The organism is Streptomyces sp. NPDC099050, assembly GCF_044759865.1.
GTDB lineage: Bacteria > Actinomycetota > Actinomycetes > Streptomycetales > Streptomycetaceae > Streptomyces.
In genome coordinates this window covers 152,269-171,365 of the sequence record NZ_JBIWAE010000004.1, presented here as the reverse complement: position 1 = coordinate 171,365, position 19,097 = coordinate 152,269, and the positions used below count along the sequence as shown (strand labels likewise).

The following is a 19,097-nucleotide window of genomic DNA, read 5'->3' as shown; positions in this document are numbered from 1 at the left end:
GTGCTGAAGAACAGAGTTTTGCGGACCATGGCCCTGGGGGTCGCCGCCGTGACCACCGCCTTCGCGGCGGGTCTGGCCGGGGCGAGCGCCGCGTACGCCGCCCCGATCGGCACCCTCGAGATCAACCCGGCGACCGGTGCGGACACGTCCGGCATCGCGTTCACCACCTCGGACGCCTGCCCGGCGGGCGCCACCAACGTGCTGGTCACGGTGGCGGGTTCCGGCTTCCCGGCCGAGGGCCTGAACGTGGTCGGCAACTCGCTCATCGCGACCTACCCGACCGCCGCCAACGGCGGCATGGTCATCCCGCTCACCTCCACCATGCGGGACTACGCCAGCCAGGCGGGCTTCACCACCCTGCAGGGCAAGTACGACTTCACCGTGATCTGCCGGACCGCCTTCAACGGCACCAGCCTCGGTGACTACACCGGCGCGATCTGGTTCACCTCCAACACCACCTACCAGAACACCGACCCGGCGGTGAAGACCGACACCGTCACCTCCCTCGCGGCCACCCCGGCCGGCCCCTCGCAGGCGGGCACCCCGGTCACCCTCACCGCGGGCGTCACCCCGGCCGGCGCCGGCGGCACCGTCCAGTTCAAGGACGGCGCGGCCGACCTGGGCACCCCGGTCACCGTGAACAACGGCACCGCGGCGCTCACCACGTCCAACCTCACCGCCGGTACGCACAGCCTGACGGCCGTCTTCACGCCGGCGAGCGCCTCGTACAACGGCTCGGCCTCCGCCGCCGTCTCCTACGTGGTCACGGCCGCCGCGGCCACGACCACCACCACCGCCCTGGCCGTCTCCCCGGCCGGCACCGCGCCGCAGTACAGCCCGGTGACCCTGACCGGTACGGTCACCCCCGCGGGCGCGGCGGGAGCGGTGAAGTTCACCGACACCGTCGGCGGCGCCACCGTCACCCTGGGCACCGTCCCGGTGGCGAACGGCACCGCGGTGCTGAACACCAGCAGCCTCCCGGTGGGCAACCACTCCTTCACCGCCGTCTTCGTCCCGGCCAACGCGGGCGCCTTCACCGGCTCCGACTCGGGCGCGATCCCGTACGTGGTGGGCGCCTTCGCCGGTGTCTCCGCCTCCGAGACGATCACCACCACCGTCAACTCGGGCGCGCTGGCCATCAGCGTCGCCAACCCGCAGGTCACCCTGCCCTCGCCGGTGCTCAACGCCGACGGGGACCTGCTGACCACGGCCGGTTCCATCAACCCGGTCACCCTCACCGACACCCGCGCCGGCAACCCCGGCTGGACCGTCAGCGGCCAGGTCACCGACTTCTCCGACGGTGCCACCCACGCCATCAACGGCCAGAACCTGGGCTGGACCCCGAAGCTCGTCGACAAGGCGCCCGCCCAGACGGTGACGGCCGGTTCGGTCGTCCCCGCCGCCAACGGAGCGGCCGCCGCCGACCCGGGCACCGCGGGCCTCAAGTCCGCCCGCACCCTCGCCAACGGCACCGGTCTCGGTACCGCGCACGTCACCGCCGACCTGGCGCTGAACGTCCCGACCTCCACGGTGGCCGGCACGTACTCCGCCACCCTCACGCTCACCGCCATCTGATCCAGGCGTGAGCTCCGGGTCGGAGCGGCCGCGCTTCCCCGCGGCCGCTCCGACCCGCCCCTGACGCCTGGACCCACCGCACCCCTTCTCCGGATCGGACGCCCGAGCCATGAACCCCACCGCCCCCACCGCCCGGCGCGGCCGCCGCCCCGGCCCGTCGGCCGCCGCTCCGCTCCGCTCCCTCCGCTCCCTCCGCTCCCTGCTGGTCGCGCTGCTCGCCCTGGCCGGGCTCCTCGTGCTGGTGGACGGAGCACCCGCGCGGGCCGCGACCTCGGCCCCGGCCACTCCCGGGGAGGACCGCAAGTCCACCTTCGGCGTGCAGCCCGCCGGACCGAAGGGGCCCGACGCCCGGCCGCACTTCTCCTACGGGGTCACCGGCGGAGCCACGACCCGCGACCAGATCGCCATCTGGAACTACGGCGGGGAGCCGCTCACCCTCTCCGTCTACGCGAGCGACGCGGTCAACACCCTCGACGGCGGCTTCGACCTGCTCCCGGCCGGCCAGGCCCCGAAGGACGCGGGCAGCTGGATCAAGCTGGAGAAGGACCAGGTGACCGTCCCGCCCAAGGGCAACGTCATCGTCCCCTTCACCGTCACCGTCCCCCGTGACGTGACCCCCGGGGACCACACCGGCGGCATCGTCGCCTCGCTCGCCGCCGGAGCCCAGGACGGCCAGGGCAACAAGGTCAAGCTCGACCAGCGGGTCGGCTCCCGCGTCTACGTCCGCGCCGCCGGGACCCTCACCCCGCGCCTGGAGGTCCAGCAGGTCGCCGCCTCGTACCAGGGTTCCGCGAACCCCTTCTCCGAGGGCTCGGCGACCGTCACGTACACCCTGCGCAACACCGGCAACGTGCGGCTCGGCGCCCGGCAGGCCGTGCGCGTCAACGGCCTGTTCGGCACCTCCGTCACCGCGTCCGGTGTGAAGGACCTCGGCGACCTGCTGCCCGGCACCTCGCTGACGATCACCGCCAAGGCCGACGGGGTGGCCCAGGTGCTGCGGTCCTCCGCCGTGGTCTCCGTCCAGCCGGTCGCCGCCCGCGACGGCGTGGACCCCAAACTTCCCTCTCTGACCCGCTCGGTGTCGCTGTGGACGGTCCCGTGGGCGCTGCTCGCGATGGTCCTCGTGATCACCGGGGGCGGGCTGTGGGTGTGGCGCCGCAGGCGCCTGGCCCGGGCCGCGGCCGCCGCGTCGGCCCGCAGGCGCGCCACCTCCGACACCAACGAACGCCAGAACGCCAAGAAGGAGCCCATCGTGCAGTTCACCCGCCTCAGCCGGCGATCCGCGGCAGGCGCCGCCACCGCGGCCGCCGCCGCCCTCGTGGGCCTGGCCCTGACCGTCCCGACGGCGGCCCACGCCGCCCCGGCGGGCGCGGCGAAGATCAACCCCGCCACCGGCAAGGACGACAGCAGCGTCGACGTGACCACCTCGGCCGCCTGCCCGGAGCCCGCCACGAACATCCTGGTCACGGTGGCAGGCAAGGGCTTCCCGGCCGAGGGCCTCAACGTGGTCGGCAACTCGCCCATCACCACGTACCCCCCGGCGGATTCGGGCGGCATCACCATCCCGCTGACGATGACCATGCGGGACTACGCCAGCCAGGCCGGCTTCACCACCCTCGAGGGCCGCTACGACCTCACGGTCATCTGCCGCAAGGCCTTCGGCACGGAGACCTACGGGACCTTCGCCGCCTCCCTGTGGTTCACCTCCGGCACCGACTACCAGACGACCGACCCGGGCACGGGGAACCCGACGCCCACCTCCACGCCGAGCCCGACCCCGTCGCCCACGCCGAAGCCCACCCCGACCGCGTCGCCCACCCCTACCCCGACGGACAGCCCGACGCCGACCCCCTCTGACTCGGCGTCCCCCACCCCCACCCCGAGCGACAGCGCCTCCCCGTCCGCGTCGGCCTCCACGGGGACCACCACGAGCGGCGGCAGCGTGGGCGTCTCCACCAATGTCGCGGGCGGAGCCGCCGGCGGCTCCGGCGGCCCCGGCGGCGGCCTGGCCAACACCGGCGCCGACGCCACCACGATCGGCCTGCTCTCCGGGGCCCTCGTCCTCACCGGCGGCGGACTCGTCTGGTGGGCCCGCCGTCGCGGCCTGCTGACCTTCGCGGGCAACTGACCGCACCCGCCGTACCCGCCGCACCTGCCGCACACCGGCAGCACCCGCCGCACACCGGCAGCACCTGCCGCACACCCGCAGCACCCGCATCCTCATCCGCGTTCGGAGAAGACACGATGACAGCCACCTCCACCCCGCCGGTGGACGTGCGCCCCGAACCCGCCGGAGCCCCCGAGGCCCCGGCGGGGCGTACGGGCCCACCCGGCCTGTGGGCCACCGGCGCGGCCCTGGCCATCCTGGGCGCCCTGCTCCTCGGCTTCGTCGCGGAAGTGGGCCCGCTCGGACACCTGCGCCACGAGCGGGACCGCCGGGTGGGGTACGCGCAGCTGCGGGAAGGGCTCGCCAACGCCACCGCGCCGCTGGGGCCGACCGAGCCCGGCACCCCCGTCGCCCTGCTGGAGATCCCGCAGATCGGGCTGCGCGAGGTGGTCCGCGAAGCGACCACCTCCGGGGTACTGGCCTCGGGACCCGGCCACCGGCGCGACACGGTCCTGCCCGGCCAGCCCGGCACGAGCATCCTCATGGGCCGGCAGGCGGGCTACGGCGGCCCCTTCGCCCACATCGCGGACCTGGAGCGCGGGGAGACCTTCCGGGTCGTCACCGGTCAGGGCGAGCACACGTACAAGGTGCTGGGCGTCCGGCGCGCCGGCGACCCGCGGCCGGCCCGGCCGACCGGTGAAGCGGCCCTGCTCACCCTGATGACCGCGGACGGGACCCCGTACATGCCGGACGGCGTGGTGCACGTCGACGCGGAACTGACCTCGCCCGTGCAGCAGTCCGGCGGCCGCACCCCGGGGCGGCTGGCCGCGGACGAGGCCCCCCTCGGGAGCCAGACCTCGGCCTGGTTCCCGCTGGTCCTGTGGGCCCAGGCGCTGCTGCTCGCCGCGGCCGCCCTGGCCTGGGCGCGGATCCGCTGGGGCCGCGCGCACACCTGGCTCGTCGGCTTCCCCGTCCTGGCCGCCCTCGGCCTGGCGGTCGCCGACCAGGCCGCCCTCCTCCTGCCCAACCTCCTGTGAACGAGGCCGAGATGACCACCCAGACGCTTCCCCTCCCCACCCTCCCCGCAACGGGCGCGTCCACCCTCGACGCCCGCGACATCTCGGCGTGGTTCGGCGGCCGCAAGGTCCTGAACCGGGTCTCCCTGACGATGCCCGGCGGCCAGGTCACGGCCCTGATCGGCCCCTCGGGCTGCGGCAAGTCCACCTTCCTGCGGATCCTGAACCGGATGCACGAGCTGATCCCGGGCGCCGAACTGGCCGGTGAGGTCCTGCTCGACGGCGAGGACGTCTACGCCCGCGGCCGCCGGCTCACCGACGCCCGCCGCCGGATCGGCATGGTCTTTCAGAAGCCGAACCCCTTCCCGGCGATGTCGGTCTACGACAACGTCACGGCGGGCCTCAAGCTGACGGGCACCCGCGCCTCGGCGGCCGACAAGGACGCGCTCGTGGAGGAGTGCCTGACCAAGGCCGGACTGTGGAAGGAGGTCCAGGACCGGCTCCGCCAGCCGGGCGGCGCCCTCTCCGGCGGTCAGCAGCAGCGCCTGTGCATCGCCCGCTCCCTCGCGGTCCGGCCGCGGATCCTGCTGATGGACGAACCCTGCTCCGCCCTGGACCCCACCTCCACGCGCCGCATCGAGGAGACCGTCCGCGAGCTGGCCGACGAGGTCACCATCGTGATCGTGACGCACAACATGCAGCAGGCGGCCCGGGTTTCCGACCAGTGCGCCTTCTTCCTCGCGGAACAGGGCACGCCCGGCCGGATCGTGGAACACGGCCCCACGACGGCCATGTTCTCCACCCCCGCGGACCCGCGCACCTCGGACTACGTCCAGGGCCGCTTCGGCTGACCCCCGCGTTCACGCCGTACGCGCCCGACTCGCCCGGGTCCTCACCCTGCGGCGGAGGCGGAGGCGGGCTATGGCGTCCCTCGCGGGCCGGGTTTGAGGCGGCGCAGGGTGTAGCCCTCGTGCGCCGGGTCCAGGGGTTTGGTGGCCTCCTTGAAGAGGTGCTCGGCCCGCTCGTAGGACAGGCGGCGCCGGCCCGTGTCCGGGCAGAGGTCGGCCGGGGCGGGGGTGCGGGCCGGGCCGGGGCGGCGGTCGGAGAGGAACACCGGGCCCCGGGTGCGGCCGGCCAGGAGCAGGGGCAGGAGCCGGGCCGTCCCGGAGCGCCAGCTCACCCACGTGCGGCCCGCGCGGCCCCGGCGGTCCTCCAGGTCCAGGTCTTCCACGTTCAGGGACAGCACGGTCGTGACCCCCGCGGCCGATTCGTGCAGGAGCCGCCACAACGTCCGCTCGCGCAGCGGAACTCCGGGGTCGCTCCACAGCGCGTCGAGCAGCGCGGGGTCCGGCGCGGACGCGCGGAGCCGGGGCTCGGGGCGCCGCTCCAGCTCTGCGGCGAGCCCGTCCAGGCCGGCCCAGGCGCCGAAGGACCGTACGGCCGAGCGGTGCCGGTTCCAGGTCCTGGCCGCCGCGGAGCCCCAGGCGGCCGTGCACACCCGTGCCACCTCCCCGGCCGTCAGCCCGGAGAGCGGCGCCGCGTCACCGAGGTCCAGGCGCAGGCGCCGCAGGGTCTGCCCGTACGAGCGGACCGTCGCCGCGTCCAGCTCCGCCCGGCCGAGGAAGCCCTCCGCGGCCCGGCCGAGGGTCGGACCCGGCGGCGGACCGGCGAGGCCGCCGCCGGCGGGCACCTCCTCCGCACGCCGGCGCAGGAAGGCGCGCTCGGCGGAGTTCTTGGTGAGGGCCGCCGCCCGGAGGAACTCCAGCCGCGCCTCCGGGCCGCGGTCCAGGCGCAGCAGCAGGTCTCCGCGGACGCTGGGCAGCAGGTGGTAGTCACGGAGTACGGGATCGGCGACCAGGGAGTCGACCAGGTCGAGGCCGGCCTGCGGCCCGTGCGCCATCCCGAGCGCCACCGCCCGGTTGAGCTGGACCACCGCCGTCGGCAGGAGCCGGGCCAGCGCCCCGTACAGGGCCGCGATCTGCGCCCAGTCGGTCTCCCCGGCGGTGCGTGCCTGGGCGTGGCACACGGCGATCGCCGCCTGCAGCATGTACGGGCCCGGGGCCCCGCCTGCCTCCCGCGCGCGCAGCATCGCGGTGAACCCGCGGCGTACGAGCAACTGGTCCCAGCGCCCCCGGTTCTGCTCGTGGAGCTGGACGGGCTCGCCCGAGGGACCGGTGCGCGCCGCCGAACGGGAGGCCTGGATCTCCATCAGCGCGACCAGGGCGTGCACCTCGGCCTCCCGGGGCGCCAGTTCGGCCAGCAGCCGGCCCAGCCGGAGCGCTTCGAGGCAGAGCCCGGGGCGCATCAGGTCGTCGCCCGAGGTGGCCGAGTAACCCTCGTTGAAGATCAGGTAGATGACCTCCAGCACCGAGGACAGCCGCTCGGGCAGCTCCGATTCCCCGGGCAGGTCGAAGGGCACGCGGTGCTCGGCCAGCGTCTGCTTGGCCGCGGCGATGCGCCGGGTGACGACGGCCGCCGTGACGAGGAAGGCCCGTGCGATCTCCTCGGCCGTCAGCCCGCCCAGCAGCCGGAGCGTGAGCGCCGCACGGGCCCCGGTCGCCAGCACGGGGTGGCAGGAGAGGAACATCAGCCGCAGGACGTCGTCGTCCTGTTCGGAATCCTGCCGCCCCTGCCGCTCCTGCCGCCCCTGGCGTTCCAGCCTCCCTTCCCGCTCTTCCAGCTCGTGGGCGAGCTGTTCCTGCTTGCCGGCCAGCATCCGGGAGCGCCGGATGTGGTCGACCGCACGCCGTTTGGCCGTGGTCGTCAGCCAGGCGCCGGGGTTGTCCGGGATCCCGGCGCCGGGCCACTGTTCGAGCGCGGCGACGAGCGCGTCCTGGGCGAGTTCCTCGGCCAGGCCGACGTCGTGCACCATGCGCGTGAGCGTGGCGATGATCTTGGCCGATTCGAGCTTCCAGACCGCGTCGATCGTCCGCGAGACGTCCGGCACGGATCAGGGGCCGAAGACCTGCTGGACCACGCTCTCGCCGTCGCCGACGATCCGGCGGAAGCGGCGGGCCAGCTCGATCGCCTCTTCCCGGGACCGGACCTCGATCAGCGCGAAACCGGCCACGGCCTCCTTGGCCTCGGCGAACGGCCCGTCCGTCACGGTGATCTCCTCGCCGGAGGAGGCCACCAGGATGCCGCCCGGTTCCAGGCCGCCCGTGGCCAGCAGGACGCCGGCCGCGGTCAGCTCCTCGATGAACTTGCCCATTTCGGCGTACAGCCGCTCGTCGGGGGCGGTGTCGGAAGGCTTCGTCGTCATCAGGTAGCGCATGGGAACTCCTCGTCTCGTGGTGCCGAGCTGCTGCCCGCACCTTGTCTACACGTCGAACGGGCGATGTGACAGGGAACGCGCGCGTTCCCTGTCACCTTTCTGGTTCGACGTATCAGCGAGAACCGAACGAGAGCCGCTTACGACGAACCCGAGAGGCACCCGCCATGAGCACCCAGGCCCCCACCGCCACCGCCGACGTTTCCCCCGCCACCCACTCCTCCTCCACTTCCTCCTCCGTCACCACCACCCGCGCCCTGCTCACCTGCGCGGTCGTGGCCTCCCCGCTCTGGGCGGCCGTCTCCCTGACCCAGGCCGCGACCCGCCAGGGCTTCGACATCACCCGCCACCCGCTGAGCGCGCTGAGCAACGGAAGCCTCGGCTGGCTCCAGATCACCAACTTCCTGCTCGCCGGAGCCCTTCTCGCCCTCGGGGCGACCGGCCTGCGCCGGGTCCTCGGCGGTACTCCGGGAGGCACCTGGGCGCCACGGCTGGTCCGGATCGCCGGCGTCGGCATGATCGCCGCGGGAGCCTTCGTCATGGATCCGGTCGACGGCTTCCCCCTGGGAGCCCCCTCCGCGCAGATCGCCACGCTCACCTGGCACAGCTACGCCCACTTCGCCGCCGGGTCGGTCACCTTCACCTCGCTGATCGCCGCCTGCTACGTCCTGGGCCGGCACTTCGGCCGGGCCGGGAACCGCCGCTACGCGATCGCCTCCCGGGTCGCCGGTACCGCCCTCCTGATCGGCAACGGCTGGGCGATGGGCGGCGGCCGGGCCGGCACCCTGACCCTGGCCGTCGGAGCCGTCACGGCGCTGCTCTGGGTCTCCGTGGTGGCCCTGCGCGGCCGCCGCGGCGTCTGACCGGCCGGGCCCCCGCCCGTGGGGCGAGCGCCGCTCGCCCCACGGGCGGGCGTGTGGATCACTCGATAGACTTGCGGCGGGAGGCGCCTGATGGGCACCGCAGCGAACCGGGGCCTTTACACGGGACGGGCCTCCGGCCTGATCGGACAGCAGATCGCCGGCTACCGGATCGAGCGCATCATCGGCCGGGGCGGCATGGCCGTCGTCTACCAGGCGAAGGACCTGCGCCTGGACCGTACGGTCGCGCTCAAGCTGATCGCCCCGGAGCGGGTCCGGGACGAGGTGTTCCGGCGCCGCTTCGCCCACGAATCCCGGGTCGCCGCGCGGATCGAGCACCCGCACATCGTGCCCGTCTTCGAAGCGGGGGAGACCGACGGGGTCCTGTACATCGCCATGCGGTACGTGGTCGGACCGGACCTGAGGACCCTGCTGGACCGGGAGGGTCCGCTGCCCGTCCCGACCGCGCTGCGCATCGCCGCCCAGGTGGCCTCCGCGCTCGACGCCGCCCACGCGCACGAACTGGTGCACCGGGACGTCAAGCCCGCCAACATCCTGGTGGCCGGGGGCACCGACAGCGACCACCCGGAGCACGTCTACCTCACCGACTTCGGACTGACGAAGAAATCGCTGGCCCTCACCGGGTTCACCACGGCGGGCGAGTTCGTCGGCACGATCGACTACGTGGCGCCGGAACAGATCTCGGGGCGCCCGGTCGACGGCAGGTGCGACGTCTACAGCCTGGGCTGTGTCGTCTACGAGTCGCTCGCCGGCGGGCCGCCCTTCGTCCGGGACGACGCCCCCGCGCTGCTGTGGGCGCACCAGTACGACAAGCCGCCTCCCCTGACGGAGAAGCGGCCCGATATCGCGCCGGCGGCGGACGGTGTGCTGGCGAAGGCTCTGGCGAAGGTCCCGGAGGACCGTTACGACTCCTGCCTGGAATTCGTGGCGGCGCTGCGTGCGGCCACCGCCACCGCCGCCGCACCGGCTCGGCGGGCCGCTCCGGGGCCCGCGGAACCAGGGAGCCAGGCACCGCCCAGGGAGCCCCCGGACTGGGCCCGGCCGGTGTTCGCGCGCCCCTAGGGGTCACAGCCCCATGGAGATGGCCAGGCGGGTCATTTCGGCCGTGGTGTTGATGTTCAGCTTGGCCCGGATGCGGCGCAGGTAGGCGTCGACCGTGTGCTTGGAGAGTCCCATCGAGCGGGCCGTCTGCACGTAGGTGCGGCCGGCGGCGATGTGGCGCAGCGCCTCCTGCTCGCGCGGGGCCAGAACGGCTGCGGGGGCTTCGGTGTGCGGGGCGACCAGTGTGAGGCTCATGGGACTTCCTCCGGCATTCGGGGTCGGTCATCACGGCTGCTCGCACCTTTGAAAGCAGAAGACATATCCACGAATGTGGGTGTATGTCCGTGTTAAAGAGAATGTCGGGGGGAGTTCATGAGCCTGTCCGCCGTCCGTCACGGGCGTGTAACAGGGCAGGGCAGAAGGTCCTCAGAACTCGGCGAGGGACTGCTCGGCCCAGATGGTCTTGCCGAAGAGGGTGTGCCGGGTGCCCCAGCGCTGGGTGAGCTGCGCGACCAGCAGCAGCCCGCGCCCTCCCTCGTCAAAGATCCGGGCCCGCCGCATGTGCGGGGCGGTGCCGCTCGCGTCCGAGACCTCGCTGATCAGCGTGGTGCCCTCGTGGATCAGCCGCAGCTGTACGGGCGGCGAGCCGTAGCGGATGGCGTTGGTGACCAGTTCGCTGACCACGAGCTCGGTGACGAAGGCGGCCTCCTCCAGTCCCCAGACGGCCAGCTGGTCGGTGGCGTTGCGGCGGGCCTGGGCGACGAAGGAGGGGTCGGAGGGCAGGTCCCAGACGGCCACCTTGTCGGTGTGCAGGGCCCGGGTCCGGGCGACGAGCAGCGCCACGTCGTCGTCGGGACGGTGGGTCAGCATCGCCGTCAGCACCCGGTCGCAGACGGTGTCCAGGCTGGAGGCGGGCTGGACCAGGGCCGCGAGCATGCCGTCCAGGGCCTCGTCGATGTCGTGCTCACGGGCCTGCAGCAGGCCGTCGGTGTACAGGGCCAGGAGGCTGCCCTCGGGAAGGTCGACCTCGACGGTCTCGAAGGGCAGGCCCCCCAGGCCCAGCGGCGGCCCCGCCGGCACGTCGAGGAGGTACGCCGAGCCCTCGGGCGACACCACGGCGGGCGGGGGATGACCGGCCCGGGCGGCGGTGCACCGGCGGGTCACCGGGTCGTAGACCACGTACAGGCAGGTGGTGCCGATGCCCCCGGCCGTTTCCCCGCCCGTCTCGTCCGACGACAGGTGGATGATCAGGTCGTCGAGGTGGGTGAGCAGTTCGTCGGGCGGCAGGTCGACGTCCGCCAGCGTGCGCACCGCGGTGCGCAGCCGTCCCATGGTGGCGGAGGCGCGCATGCCGTGACCGACGACATCTCCCACGACCAGGGCCACCCGGGCACCGGACAGCGGGATCACGTCGAACCAGTCGCCGCCCACACCGGCCTCGCCGACGGAGGGCAGGTAGCGGGAGGCGATCTCCAGCGCCGACTGCACGGGCAGCGTGTGCGGGAGCAGGCTGCGCTGCAAGGTCATGGTGGTGGTGTGCTCCCGGACGGTCCTGCGCGCCCGGTGGATGCCGGTGGCCGCCCGGGCCGTGAGTTCCTCGGCCAGCCGCAGGTCCTCCAGGTCGAAGGGCTCCCGGCGCTGGTGACGGCTGAAGAGTGCCAGGCCGACGGTGACCCGGCCGTCCCGCAGCGGTACCAGCATCAGCGAATGGGTGCCGTGCTCACCGATCCAGCCCGCCCCGGGATCCTGAGCCACCCACCGGACCACGGCCGGGTCGGCGGTCCCGTACACCGCGCCCCGGCCCGCGGCCAGACACTCCACGGGGGGCGACAGCGCCGGGTAGACGGCACTGTCCCCGACGGCGAACCGGGCCTCCTGGCTCGCGCCGAGGACCGACCGTACGGCGCTGCGGGACACCGTGAGCGGACCCGTCCCGGGCGCCGGAGCCGGCGTCTCCCCGCGCGCGGAGGGCTCCAGCAGGTCGACGACCGCGAAGTCGGCGAGCCGCGGGACGGCCGCGTCGGCCAGTTCCTGCGCGGTGCGGGCACTGTCCGGCGGGGTGTCGACGCGGGCACCGGCCAGGGTGGGCGGGAGCGGCTGCCGCGGGGCGGCGTCACCGGCCGGTCTGTCCTGCGCGCTCAGGTATACGGCCCGTACCCGGCCGTCCGGACCCGGTACGGGGGCCAGCGAGGTCGCCCAGCCGTGCGCGGCGCCCGCGCCGGGCGGCCGGACGAAGCCGTCCACGGACTGCGGCTCGCCCGTCTCCAGCACCCGGCGCATGCCCCGCTCGGTCTCCTCGCTCACCGGGTCGGGGGCGATCTCCGACAGGCGCAGCCCGCGCATCTCGGCCTCCGTGAGGGTGAGCGCGCGGTGCATGCCCGCGTTCGCCCGGACCAGCCGCAGGTCCTCGTCGAAGACCGCCATGGCGCAGGGGGACCGGTCGAAGGCCCATTCACCCAGCGGCCCCTCCCAGGAAGCGTCGGGCGCCCCCGCCACGGCGGACACCACGAACCACTCGGCCGCCTCGCCGAGGGCCGCCCTGCGGTGCGCGAGCAGCGCCGCGTCCAGTCGGCGGCCGTCCCGGTGGCGCAGCGGTACGGTGCCGCTCCACCGCTCCTGCCCGGGCCCGACCGGCCGCGCCGCAGGGCCCGTACCGCCGGATCCGGCGGTCCCGCCGGATCGGTCGGACCGGTCCGCGAGCAGGTCCGCGGCGGGCCGCCCCACGACCTCCGAGGCCGCGTGGCCGAGCATCCGGCGGGCCTCCTCGCTCCACCCGGTCACGATGCCCTGGTCGCTGACGGTGGCCGTGGCCGTGTACGAGCCCCCCGGGGAGGCGTGCGTGGTCCGGGCCGGCCGCTCACCGGGAGGGGTGGGAAGTTGCTCCATCGCCGCTCATCTCGCCTTCGCTGGCCAGGGGCTCCACTGACAAGCATCATCCGGAGCGGCAAGGAGCACCAACGCAGTGCGGTCACCTGCCCGGGTGCCCGTGGACCGGCAGGTCCGGGACCCGTTGCCGCTGCGCGGGGACCACGGCGCGCGGGTCGACCGGGGCACCCAGGACCGCCAGCCGGGCGAGCGCCAGGGCAAAGGTGCGTCCGTCGTCCGGCGCCTCCCCGGTGACGGGGACGACGTGGACGTCGCCGCGGCCGGGGAGGATCCGGCGGACCGAGGTCAGGAGCGAGTCCCCGCCGGCGATCTGGAGGAAGACGCGGGCCCCCTGGTCGTAGGCGGTGCGGACGGCATCGTCGAAGCGGACCGGCGCGGAGGCCTGCCGGACCCACAGGGCGCGCAGCCGTTCGGGGTCGGTGCAGAGCTCGGCGTTCACGGACGAGACGAAGGGCACGGCGGGGACGGTGATGCGGCGGGTGGCGAGGCCCGAGCGCAGGGCCTCCTCGGCGCGGAGCCCGGTCCCGGCCCGCCGCAGGGCCGCGCCCCGGTGCACCAGCAGCCGGACGGCGTCCACGTGGGTCAGTGCCCCGGCCGCGGCGGCGGCCGCGAACTCGCCCGAGTCGTGGCCCAGGGCGAGGTCGGGGCTGATCCCGCAGTCGGCGAGGACCCGGGTGGCGGCGATCTGAACGGTGCCGAGCAGCGGCAGGCACACCTCGGTGGCGGCGAGCCTGCGCCCGAGCTCCCCGTTGTCCACGGGGAACCTGTGGAAGGCCCGGGACGCCTGTGACGTCCGGTACCCGGAAGCCTCGCCGTACAGCAGGTCGGCCAGGTCGAAGCCGAGGTCGGCCCGGGCCACGGCGCTCAGTACGCAGACGGCCGACCGGTAGGCGGGGAACCTCGCGTAGAGGTCCCGCATCATGTCCGGCCGCTGACTGCCCTGACCCGGGAAGAGGAAGGCGGTGCGGCGCCGTGCGGCCGGCAGCGGGGCATCGGCGGCGAAGGCGCCGTCGCCGAGGTCGCCCCGGGCTCCGGCGAGGAGCTGCTCACGGGCGTGGCGCAGTCGCAGGAGGAATCCGGCCGTGTCGGTGGCCACGATCGCGAGCCGGGCCACCCGTGGCGCCCGCGCGCCTAGGGAGTGGGCCAGGGCCGCCAGCGGCGTACGGTCCGCCGCGTCGAGTACGTCGAGTAGGTCGCCGATGTACTGGTCCAGGAGCCGGGGGTTTCCGGCCGAGAGGAAGACGAGCTGGGGCCGCCCGGTGCCGGGAACTCCCTCGGCGCCGTGAGCGCCTCCGGTGCTCCCGGTGTCCGCGGCGCGGTCCGGAAACCGGGCGGAGCCGGCGCGGTCCGGAAACCGGGCGGAGCCGGCCGCGCGGTCCGGAAACCGGGCGCCCTCCGGGAAGCCGGCGGGGCGGGGGGCGAGTCGGCCGGCCTCCGCGTCGAGCGGGCGGTACACGCCGGTGCCGGACGGGGCGCGGACACCGGAAGGGCCGAGCGGGCTGCCGGGGGTGAGGCCGAGGACGCGGGGGACGCCGGGGAAACGGCGGCCGGGTCCGGTGAGGGCGATGTCGGTCATGGCGGTCTGCCTCCGGTCCGGACGGCGTCGCTCCTGCGGGGCGCAGGACGGTCGCTCTCCACCGTGCCCGGAGGCGGCGCGGGGGCGTAGTCCCGGCTGTTCGTTACTTGACAGGCGCCGCGGTGGCCTCCTGGAGGTACGCGGCGATCATCGCGAGGTCGTGGGCGATGCCGAGGTTGCCGCTCGGGCCGGTCGTCGGGGTCGAGGCGCCGGTGAGGCCCGCGCAGGACACGTCGAAGCGGCCGTCGTCCTTGTCCGGGTAGCCGGCGATGGTGATGGCGCCGACGCCCAGACGGTCGTTGAGGGCGTCCAGCCCCACCGCGGCGCCGGTCTTGGCGAACACCTTGCCGCGCGCCGGGCAGTCGCGGCGGTTCTCCGCCAGCAGGCCGTCGACCCCGAGGATGGAGCCCTGCGCTTCACCGAGAAGTATCCGGAGGCCGTGCGGGCCCGGGCCGGCGTCGCCGAAGGGCGGGCCCCGACCGGCGCCTGGCCCCGTACGAGCCGTGGGGGCCGCCGCGGATCGCCGCGACGGCCCCCACTGCCGCGAGGCGCTGGATCAGCCGGTGAAGCCGGCCGTGATGGAGGTGAACTGCCAGTCGCTCTGGGCGATTCCCGAGCAGGTCTCCTGCAGGCCGCCGCCGGGGCAGCCGCGGTCGCGGTTCACCGACCAGAAGGCCAGGCGCGCGATGTGGTGGGAGTTGGCCCAGTTGCGGATGTCGGTCCAGTTCTGGACGGTGGTGGTCTCCTGGGTGTCGCTGATGCCGTTCATCCCCGAGATGCCGATGTGGGAGTACGCGGTCGCGTCGTCCCAGCCGTAGACGGCCTTCAGCTTGGCCTTGAGGCCCTCGGTCGCGCTGACGGTGCTGGCGTACATGTCCGTCGAGGCGTTGCCGAAGTCGAACGGCATGATCGTGAAGACGTCGATGCCGGCGTTCAGCGCCTTGGACTGCTCGATCAGCCGATTGCCCCAGCTGGTCGGGCCGGTGGTGGAGGTGCCGAAGGTCAGGATGGTCTTCAGGCCGGGGTTGTTCTGCTTGACGATCTTGAGGGCGCCGAGGATGCGGTCCTGGACCACCGCGTTCTCGAACTCGTCGGTGTTCTCGATGTCCACGTCGATGGCCTTGAGCCCGTACGCGCTGATGACCTGCTGGTACGCACCGGCCAGGGCCTCGGCGCTGGAGCAGTTGGGGCCGAGCTTATTGCCCTGCCAGCCGCCGATGGAGGGCACGATGTCGCCGCCCGCCGCGCGGATCGAGGCGATGGTGCTCTGGTCGATGCCGCCGGTCAGCGGGCGCTGGCCGTCCCAGGACGGGTTGCAGCCGCCCGAGGAGAGGATGAACGCCATGGTGAACCACTTGGTGCCGGTCGCGTTCATCACGGTGGTCGCGCTCGGCGGGTTGCCCCAGCCGAGGTAGAGGTACGGAGCGGCCTGCTTGAAGCCGGTCGGCGGCGTGGTCCCGGTGTCCGTGGTGACGTTGACGGTGTTCGAGGCGGCCGAGGTGTTCCCCGCGGCGTCGCGGGCGCGCACGGTGAACGCGTAGGCGGTGCTGGGGGTCAGGCCGCTGACGGTCGCGCTGGTGGTGCCCGACGTGGCGACCTTGGTGGCGCCCCGGTAGACGTCGTAGCCGCTCACGCCGACGTTGTCGGTGGACGCGGCCCAGCTCAGGGACGCCGTGGAGGAGGTCTTGCCGGTGGAGGTCAGGCTGCCGGGCACGGTGGGCGCCTGGGTGTCGACGGTGCCGCCCGGGCCGTCCAGGGTGATGTCGTCGGCGTAGTAAGTGCCCTGCCCGTACCAGCCGTTGAGGTAGACCTCGGCGCTGGTCTGGGAGGCGCCGGTGGTGAAGGACACGGTCAGCTTGGTGTAGGCGGCCGCCGAGGGGGTCCAGGTGGAGGCGCCGCCGGTGACACCGAGGTAGACGTAACTGCCCTTGACCCAGGCCGAGAGCGTGTAGGTGGTGTTCGGCTGCACGGCCACGGTCTGGACGCACTTGGCGTTGTCGCCCGCACTGGCCGCGCCGGCCAGCGCCTTGCTCCCGCCGTGCACGGGTGAGCCGACCACGGATCCCAGCCCGCCGGAACAGGACCAGCCCGCCGTGGTGCCGGACTCGAAGTCGCCGTTCGAGAGGACGTTGGCACCGAAGGCCGCCCCGGGCGAGGTCAGCACCGCGGCCGCGCCGAGCAGGGTCGCGCCGAGGGCGCAGGCCAGCCGTGTACGGGTTCGGGATGGGGTACGCAAGGAAGTGCCTCCAGTGGGAATGGGGGGACGGCGTGGAGCGCGAAGCGTGGCCGTGCGGCCCGCCGGGGACGCGTGGGGACGGGGCGGCGGGCCCGTGGGTGGGGGGGCCTGCGGCCGGGCGGGCGTGGGCAGTTGACGTCGTGTCCGCTTCGGGTGCGCTCCGTGGCCGGGAACCTAATCCTCCGGAAGGACCGCCGTCAACAGGTCTGGACCAACTGATAGGTGGTTATCTCAATCGGAAGGTTTCCTAACCGTGCCGCTTGACAAGGCTCCCGCCCCTTCGGAAGCATGTCGCGGTGCCAGCCTCCCGCCCCCACCACGTCGCCGTCCTCGTCCTCGAAGGGGCGAAGCCCCTCGACGTCGGGATCCCCGCGCAGGTGTTCACGACCCGCGCGAGCATGCCCTACGAGGTCCGCGTGTGCGGCGCCGCCCCGGGGCTCGTGACCGGCGGTGACGGCCTGTCGTACTCCGTCGCCCACGGCCTCGAAGCCCTCGCCTGGGCCGACACCGTCTTCGTCCCCGGCTACCGCTTCCCCGACCGCGAGGATCCGCCACGGGCCGTCGTCGAAGCGCTGATCGCCGCCCACGACCGGGGCGCGCGGCTCGCCGCCATCTCCACGGGAGCCTTCGCACTCGCCGCGACGGGCCTGCTCGACGGCAAGCGCGCCACCACGCACTGGCACTACGCCCGGGCCCTCGCGGCGAAGTGGCCGCTGGTCCGGGTCGACGAGAACGTCCTGTTCGTCGACGAGGGCTCCGTGCTGACCTCGGCCGGAGCCGCCTCGGGCATCGACCTGTGCCTGCACGTCCTGCGCAGCGATCTCGGGGTCGCCGCGTCGAACCACACGGCCCGCCGGCTGGTCGCGGCCCCCTACCGCAGCGGCGGGCAGGCGCAGTACGTGCAGCGCAGCGTGCCCGAGCCGCTCGGCCCGCGGTTCGCCGCCACCCGCGAGTGGGCGCTGCACCGGCTCGGCGAACCGCTCACCCTGGAGGCGCTCGCCCGGCACGCGGCGGTGTCCCCGCGCACGTTCTCGCGCCGGTTCGCCGAGGACACCGGGTACACGCCGATGCAGTGGGTGATGCGCGCCCGCATCGACGTGGCCCGGGAGCTGCTGGAGCGCTCGGAGCGGAGCGTGGAGCAGATCGCCGCCGACGTGGGCCTCGGCACCGGCTCGAACCTGCGGCTGCACTTCCAGCACATCCTGCGGACCACGCCGAGCGAGTACCGGCGCACGTTCGCCCGGGGCGAGTGAGTCCGCGGCCGCCTCCGCGTGGCGCGATCCTTGCGGACCGTGGCGATCGCGCCGCTGTCGCCGGCGCCCCCGACCCGCGAACCTGGTGGGGAACCCACGGGACAGGGAACAGGGAGACACCATGACTCGCATCGCCATCAACGGATTCGGCCGCATCGGACGCAACGTGCTCCGCGCGCTGCTCGAACGCGACAGCAAGCTCGACGTCGTCGCCGTCAACGACCTCACCGAACCCGCCACCCTCGCGCGGCTGCTCGCCTACGACACCACCTCCGGCCGGCTCGGCCGCCCGGTGACCGTGGACGGGGACGTCCTCGTCGTCGACGGCCGCCGCATCAAGGTGCTCGCCGAGCGCGAGCCGTCCCAGCTGCCCTGGGCCGAGCTCGGCGTGGACATCGTGCTGGAGGCCACCGGCCGGTTCGCCACCGCCAAGGCCGCGAGCGCCCACATCGACGCCGGCGCCAAGAAGGTGCTCGTCAGCGCACCGGCGGACGGGGCCGACATCACGCTCGCGTTCGGCGTGAACAGCGACTCCTACGACCCGGCGCTGCACACGATCGTCTCCAACGCCTCCTGCACGACCAACGCGCTCGCGCCGCTGGCCGCCGTACTGGACGAACTCGCGGGCATCGAGCACGGGTTCATGACCACGGTGCACGCCTACACGCAGGAGCAGAACCTCCAGGACGGTCCGCACCGCGACCCCCGCCGCGCCCGCGCCGCCGCCGTGAACATCGTGCCGACCACGACGGGCGCCGCCAAGGCGATCGGCCTGGTCCTGCCGAACCTGGACGGCAAGCTCTCCGGCGACTCCATCCGCGTTCCCGTCCCGGTGGGCTCGATCGTCGAGCTGAACACCACCGTCGCCCGCGACGTGACCCGCGAGGAGGTCCTGGCCGCCTACCGCGCCGCGGCCGAGGGCCCGCTCGCCGGCGTGCTGGAGTACTCGGACGACCCGCTCGTGTCCTCCGACATCACGGGCAACCCCGCATCCTCCATCTTCGACTCGCAGCTCACCCGCGTCGAAGGCCGCCACATCAAGGTGGTCGCCTGGTACGACAACGAGTGGGGCTTCTCGAACCGCGTCATCGACACGCTCGAACTCCTCGCGAGCCGCTGAGGCCGCACCCCCGTTCACAGGGCGCGGCCCGGGCGCGGGAAGCCGGGGCGGGCCCCCCCCCCCGGTCGCGGGACTCACCCGCACCGCCACGGCGAGTAAAAAACAAAACATGTTGGTGGCCCGAATATCGCGGGG

General features: G+C 73.9%; 15 protein-coding genes. 8 read left to right on the top strand and 7 right to left on the bottom strand.

Going from position 1 to position 19,097, the window contains the following annotated elements; all coding sequences use genetic code 11:
- The 4 genes from ACIQV3_RS08820 to ACIQV3_RS08805 all read left to right on the top strand — a co-directional run bounded on the left by ACIQV3_RS08820 (position 1) and on the right by ACIQV3_RS08805 (position 5,549).
- Entirely contained in the window at positions 1-1,575 is a 1,575-nt protein-coding gene (locus ACIQV3_RS08820; RefSeq protein WP_403711169.1) for an Ig-like domain repeat protein, read from the top strand.
- A 109-nt stretch (positions 1,576-1,684) separates the two neighbouring features.
- Positions 1,685-3,703: a WxL protein peptidoglycan domain-containing protein gene (locus tag ACIQV3_RS08815; protein ID WP_403711167.1), complete on the top strand. Its 2,019-nt coding sequence runs from the start codon at positions 1,685-1,687 to the stop codon at positions 3,701-3,703.
- A 116-nt stretch (positions 3,704-3,819) separates the two neighbouring features.
- Complete coding sequence (locus ACIQV3_RS08810) at positions 3,820-4,719, top strand: sortase (protein WP_403711165.1); 900 nt, start codon at positions 3,820-3,822, stop codon at positions 4,717-4,719.
- A gap of 11 nt (positions 4,720-4,730) precedes the next feature.
- Positions 4,731-5,549 (top strand): phosphate ABC transporter ATP-binding protein, encoded by an 819-nt coding sequence (locus tag ACIQV3_RS08805; RefSeq protein WP_403711163.1) that lies wholly within the window; start codon positions 4,731-4,733, stop codon positions 5,547-5,549.
- Between the two features lie 68 nt (positions 5,550-5,617).
- Here the strand turns inward: ACIQV3_RS08805 and ACIQV3_RS08800 are convergent, their stop codons facing one another.
- Both ACIQV3_RS08800 and ACIQV3_RS08795 read right to left on the bottom strand, forming a co-directional pair.
- A complete protein-coding gene (locus tag ACIQV3_RS08800; RefSeq protein WP_403711161.1) occupies positions 5,618-7,645 on the bottom strand; it encodes a sigma-70 family RNA polymerase sigma factor in 2,028 nt (675 codons plus the stop codon).
- Positions 7,646-7,648: 3 nt separating this feature from the next.
- A complete protein-coding gene (locus ACIQV3_RS08795; RefSeq protein WP_389437074.1) occupies positions 7,649-7,972 on the bottom strand; it encodes a YciI family protein in 324 nt (107 codons plus the stop codon).
- 164 nt (positions 7,973-8,136) lie between these two features.
- On the opposite strand from ACIQV3_RS08795, the gene ACIQV3_RS08790 reads away from it, so the two are divergent.
- Positions 8,137-8,832 (top strand): DUF998 domain-containing protein, encoded by a 696-nt coding sequence (locus tag ACIQV3_RS08790; protein WP_403711159.1) that lies wholly within the window; start codon positions 8,137-8,139, stop codon positions 8,830-8,832.
- Positions 8,833-8,922: 90 nt separating this feature from the next.
- Positions 8,923-9,912, top strand: a complete 990-nt coding sequence (locus tag ACIQV3_RS08785) for a serine/threonine-protein kinase (RefSeq protein WP_403711157.1) — start codon at positions 8,923-8,925, stop codon at positions 9,910-9,912.
- Positions 9,913-9,915: 3 nt separating this feature from the next.
- On the opposite strand, the gene ACIQV3_RS08780 is transcribed toward ACIQV3_RS08785, so the two are convergent.
- The 5 genes from ACIQV3_RS08780 to ACIQV3_RS08760 all read right to left on the bottom strand — a co-directional run bounded on the left by ACIQV3_RS08780 (position 9,916) and on the right by ACIQV3_RS08760 (position 16,589).
- On the bottom strand, positions 9,916-10,146 hold the full coding sequence (locus ACIQV3_RS08780; RefSeq protein ID WP_403711155.1) for a response regulator transcription factor: 231 nt from the start codon (positions 10,144-10,146) through the stop codon (positions 9,916-9,918).
- Positions 10,147-10,317: 171 nt separating this feature from the next.
- Positions 10,318-12,777, bottom strand: a complete 2,460-nt coding sequence (locus ACIQV3_RS08775) for a SpoIIE family protein phosphatase (protein WP_403711153.1) — start codon at positions 12,775-12,777, stop codon at positions 10,318-10,320.
- An 82-nt stretch (positions 12,778-12,859) separates the two neighbouring features.
- Positions 12,860-14,353, bottom strand: a complete 1,494-nt coding sequence (locus ACIQV3_RS08770) for an acyltransferase domain-containing protein (protein WP_403711151.1) — start codon at positions 14,351-14,353, stop codon at positions 12,860-12,862.
- A gap of 103 nt (positions 14,354-14,456) precedes the next feature.
- Entirely contained in the window at positions 14,457-14,696 is a 240-nt protein-coding gene (locus ACIQV3_RS08765; RefSeq protein ID WP_403711149.1) for a hypothetical protein, read from the bottom strand.
- A gap of 213 nt (positions 14,697-14,909) precedes the next feature.
- The gene (locus ACIQV3_RS08760; RefSeq protein WP_403711147.1) at positions 14,910-16,589 is read right to left on the bottom strand and encodes a carbohydrate binding domain-containing protein; all 1,680 of its coding nucleotides are present in this window, start codon (positions 16,587-16,589) and stop codon (positions 14,910-14,912) included.
- Between the two features lie 296 nt (positions 16,590-16,885).
- On the opposite strand from ACIQV3_RS08760, the gene ACIQV3_RS08755 reads away from it, so the two are divergent.
- Both ACIQV3_RS08755 and gap read left to right on the top strand, forming a co-directional pair.
- Positions 16,886-17,842 carry a GlxA family transcriptional regulator gene (locus tag ACIQV3_RS08755; protein WP_403711145.1) on the top strand — a complete coding sequence of 319 codons (957 nt, stop codon included), beginning with the start codon at positions 16,886-16,888 and terminating at the stop codon, positions 17,840-17,842.
- 121 nt (positions 17,843-17,963) lie between these two features.
- On the top strand, positions 17,964-18,962 hold the full coding sequence (gene gap / locus ACIQV3_RS08750) for a type I glyceraldehyde-3-phosphate dehydrogenase (protein WP_403711143.1): 999 nt from the start codon (positions 17,964-17,966) through the stop codon (positions 18,960-18,962).
- Positions 18,963-19,097: the final 135 nt, after the last annotated feature.

What these genes read in the sequence shown, in the direction of transcription:
- ACIQV3_RS08785 (WP_403711157.1), top strand. Translation starts at nt 8,923, where the DNA reads ATGGGCACCGCAGCGAACCGGGGCCTTTACACGGGACGGGCCTCCGGC.
- ACIQV3_RS08815 (WP_403711167.1), top strand. Translation starts at nt 1,685, where the DNA reads ATGAACCCCACCGCCCCCACCGCCCGGCGCGGCCGCCGCCCCGGCCCG.
- ACIQV3_RS08790 (WP_403711159.1), top strand. Translation starts at nt 8,137, where the DNA reads ATGAGCACCCAGGCCCCCACCGCCACCGCCGACGTTTCCCCCGCCACC.
- ACIQV3_RS08810 (WP_403711165.1), top strand. Translation starts at nt 3,820, where the DNA reads ATGACAGCCACCTCCACCCCGCCGGTGGACGTGCGCCCCGAACCCGCC.
- ACIQV3_RS08775 (WP_403711153.1), bottom strand. Translation starts at nt 12,777, where the DNA reads ATGGAGCAACTTCCCACCCCTCCCGGTGAGCGGCCGGCCCGGACCACG.
- ACIQV3_RS08795 (WP_389437074.1), bottom strand. Translation starts at nt 7,972, where the DNA reads ATGCGCTACCTGATGACGACGAAGCCTTCCGACACCGCCCCCGACGAG.
- ACIQV3_RS08780 (WP_403711155.1), bottom strand. Translation starts at nt 10,146, where the DNA reads ATGAGCCTCACACTGGTCGCCCCGCACACCGAAGCCCCCGCAGCCGTT.
- ACIQV3_RS08770 (WP_403711151.1), bottom strand. Translation starts at nt 14,353, where the DNA reads ATGACCGACATCGCCCTCACCGGACCCGGCCGCCGTTTCCCCGGCGTC.
- gap (WP_403711143.1), top strand. Translation starts at nt 17,964, where the DNA reads ATGACTCGCATCGCCATCAACGGATTCGGCCGCATCGGACGCAACGTG.
- ACIQV3_RS08805 (WP_403711163.1), top strand. Translation starts at nt 4,731, where the DNA reads ATGACCACCCAGACGCTTCCCCTCCCCACCCTCCCCGCAACGGGCGCG.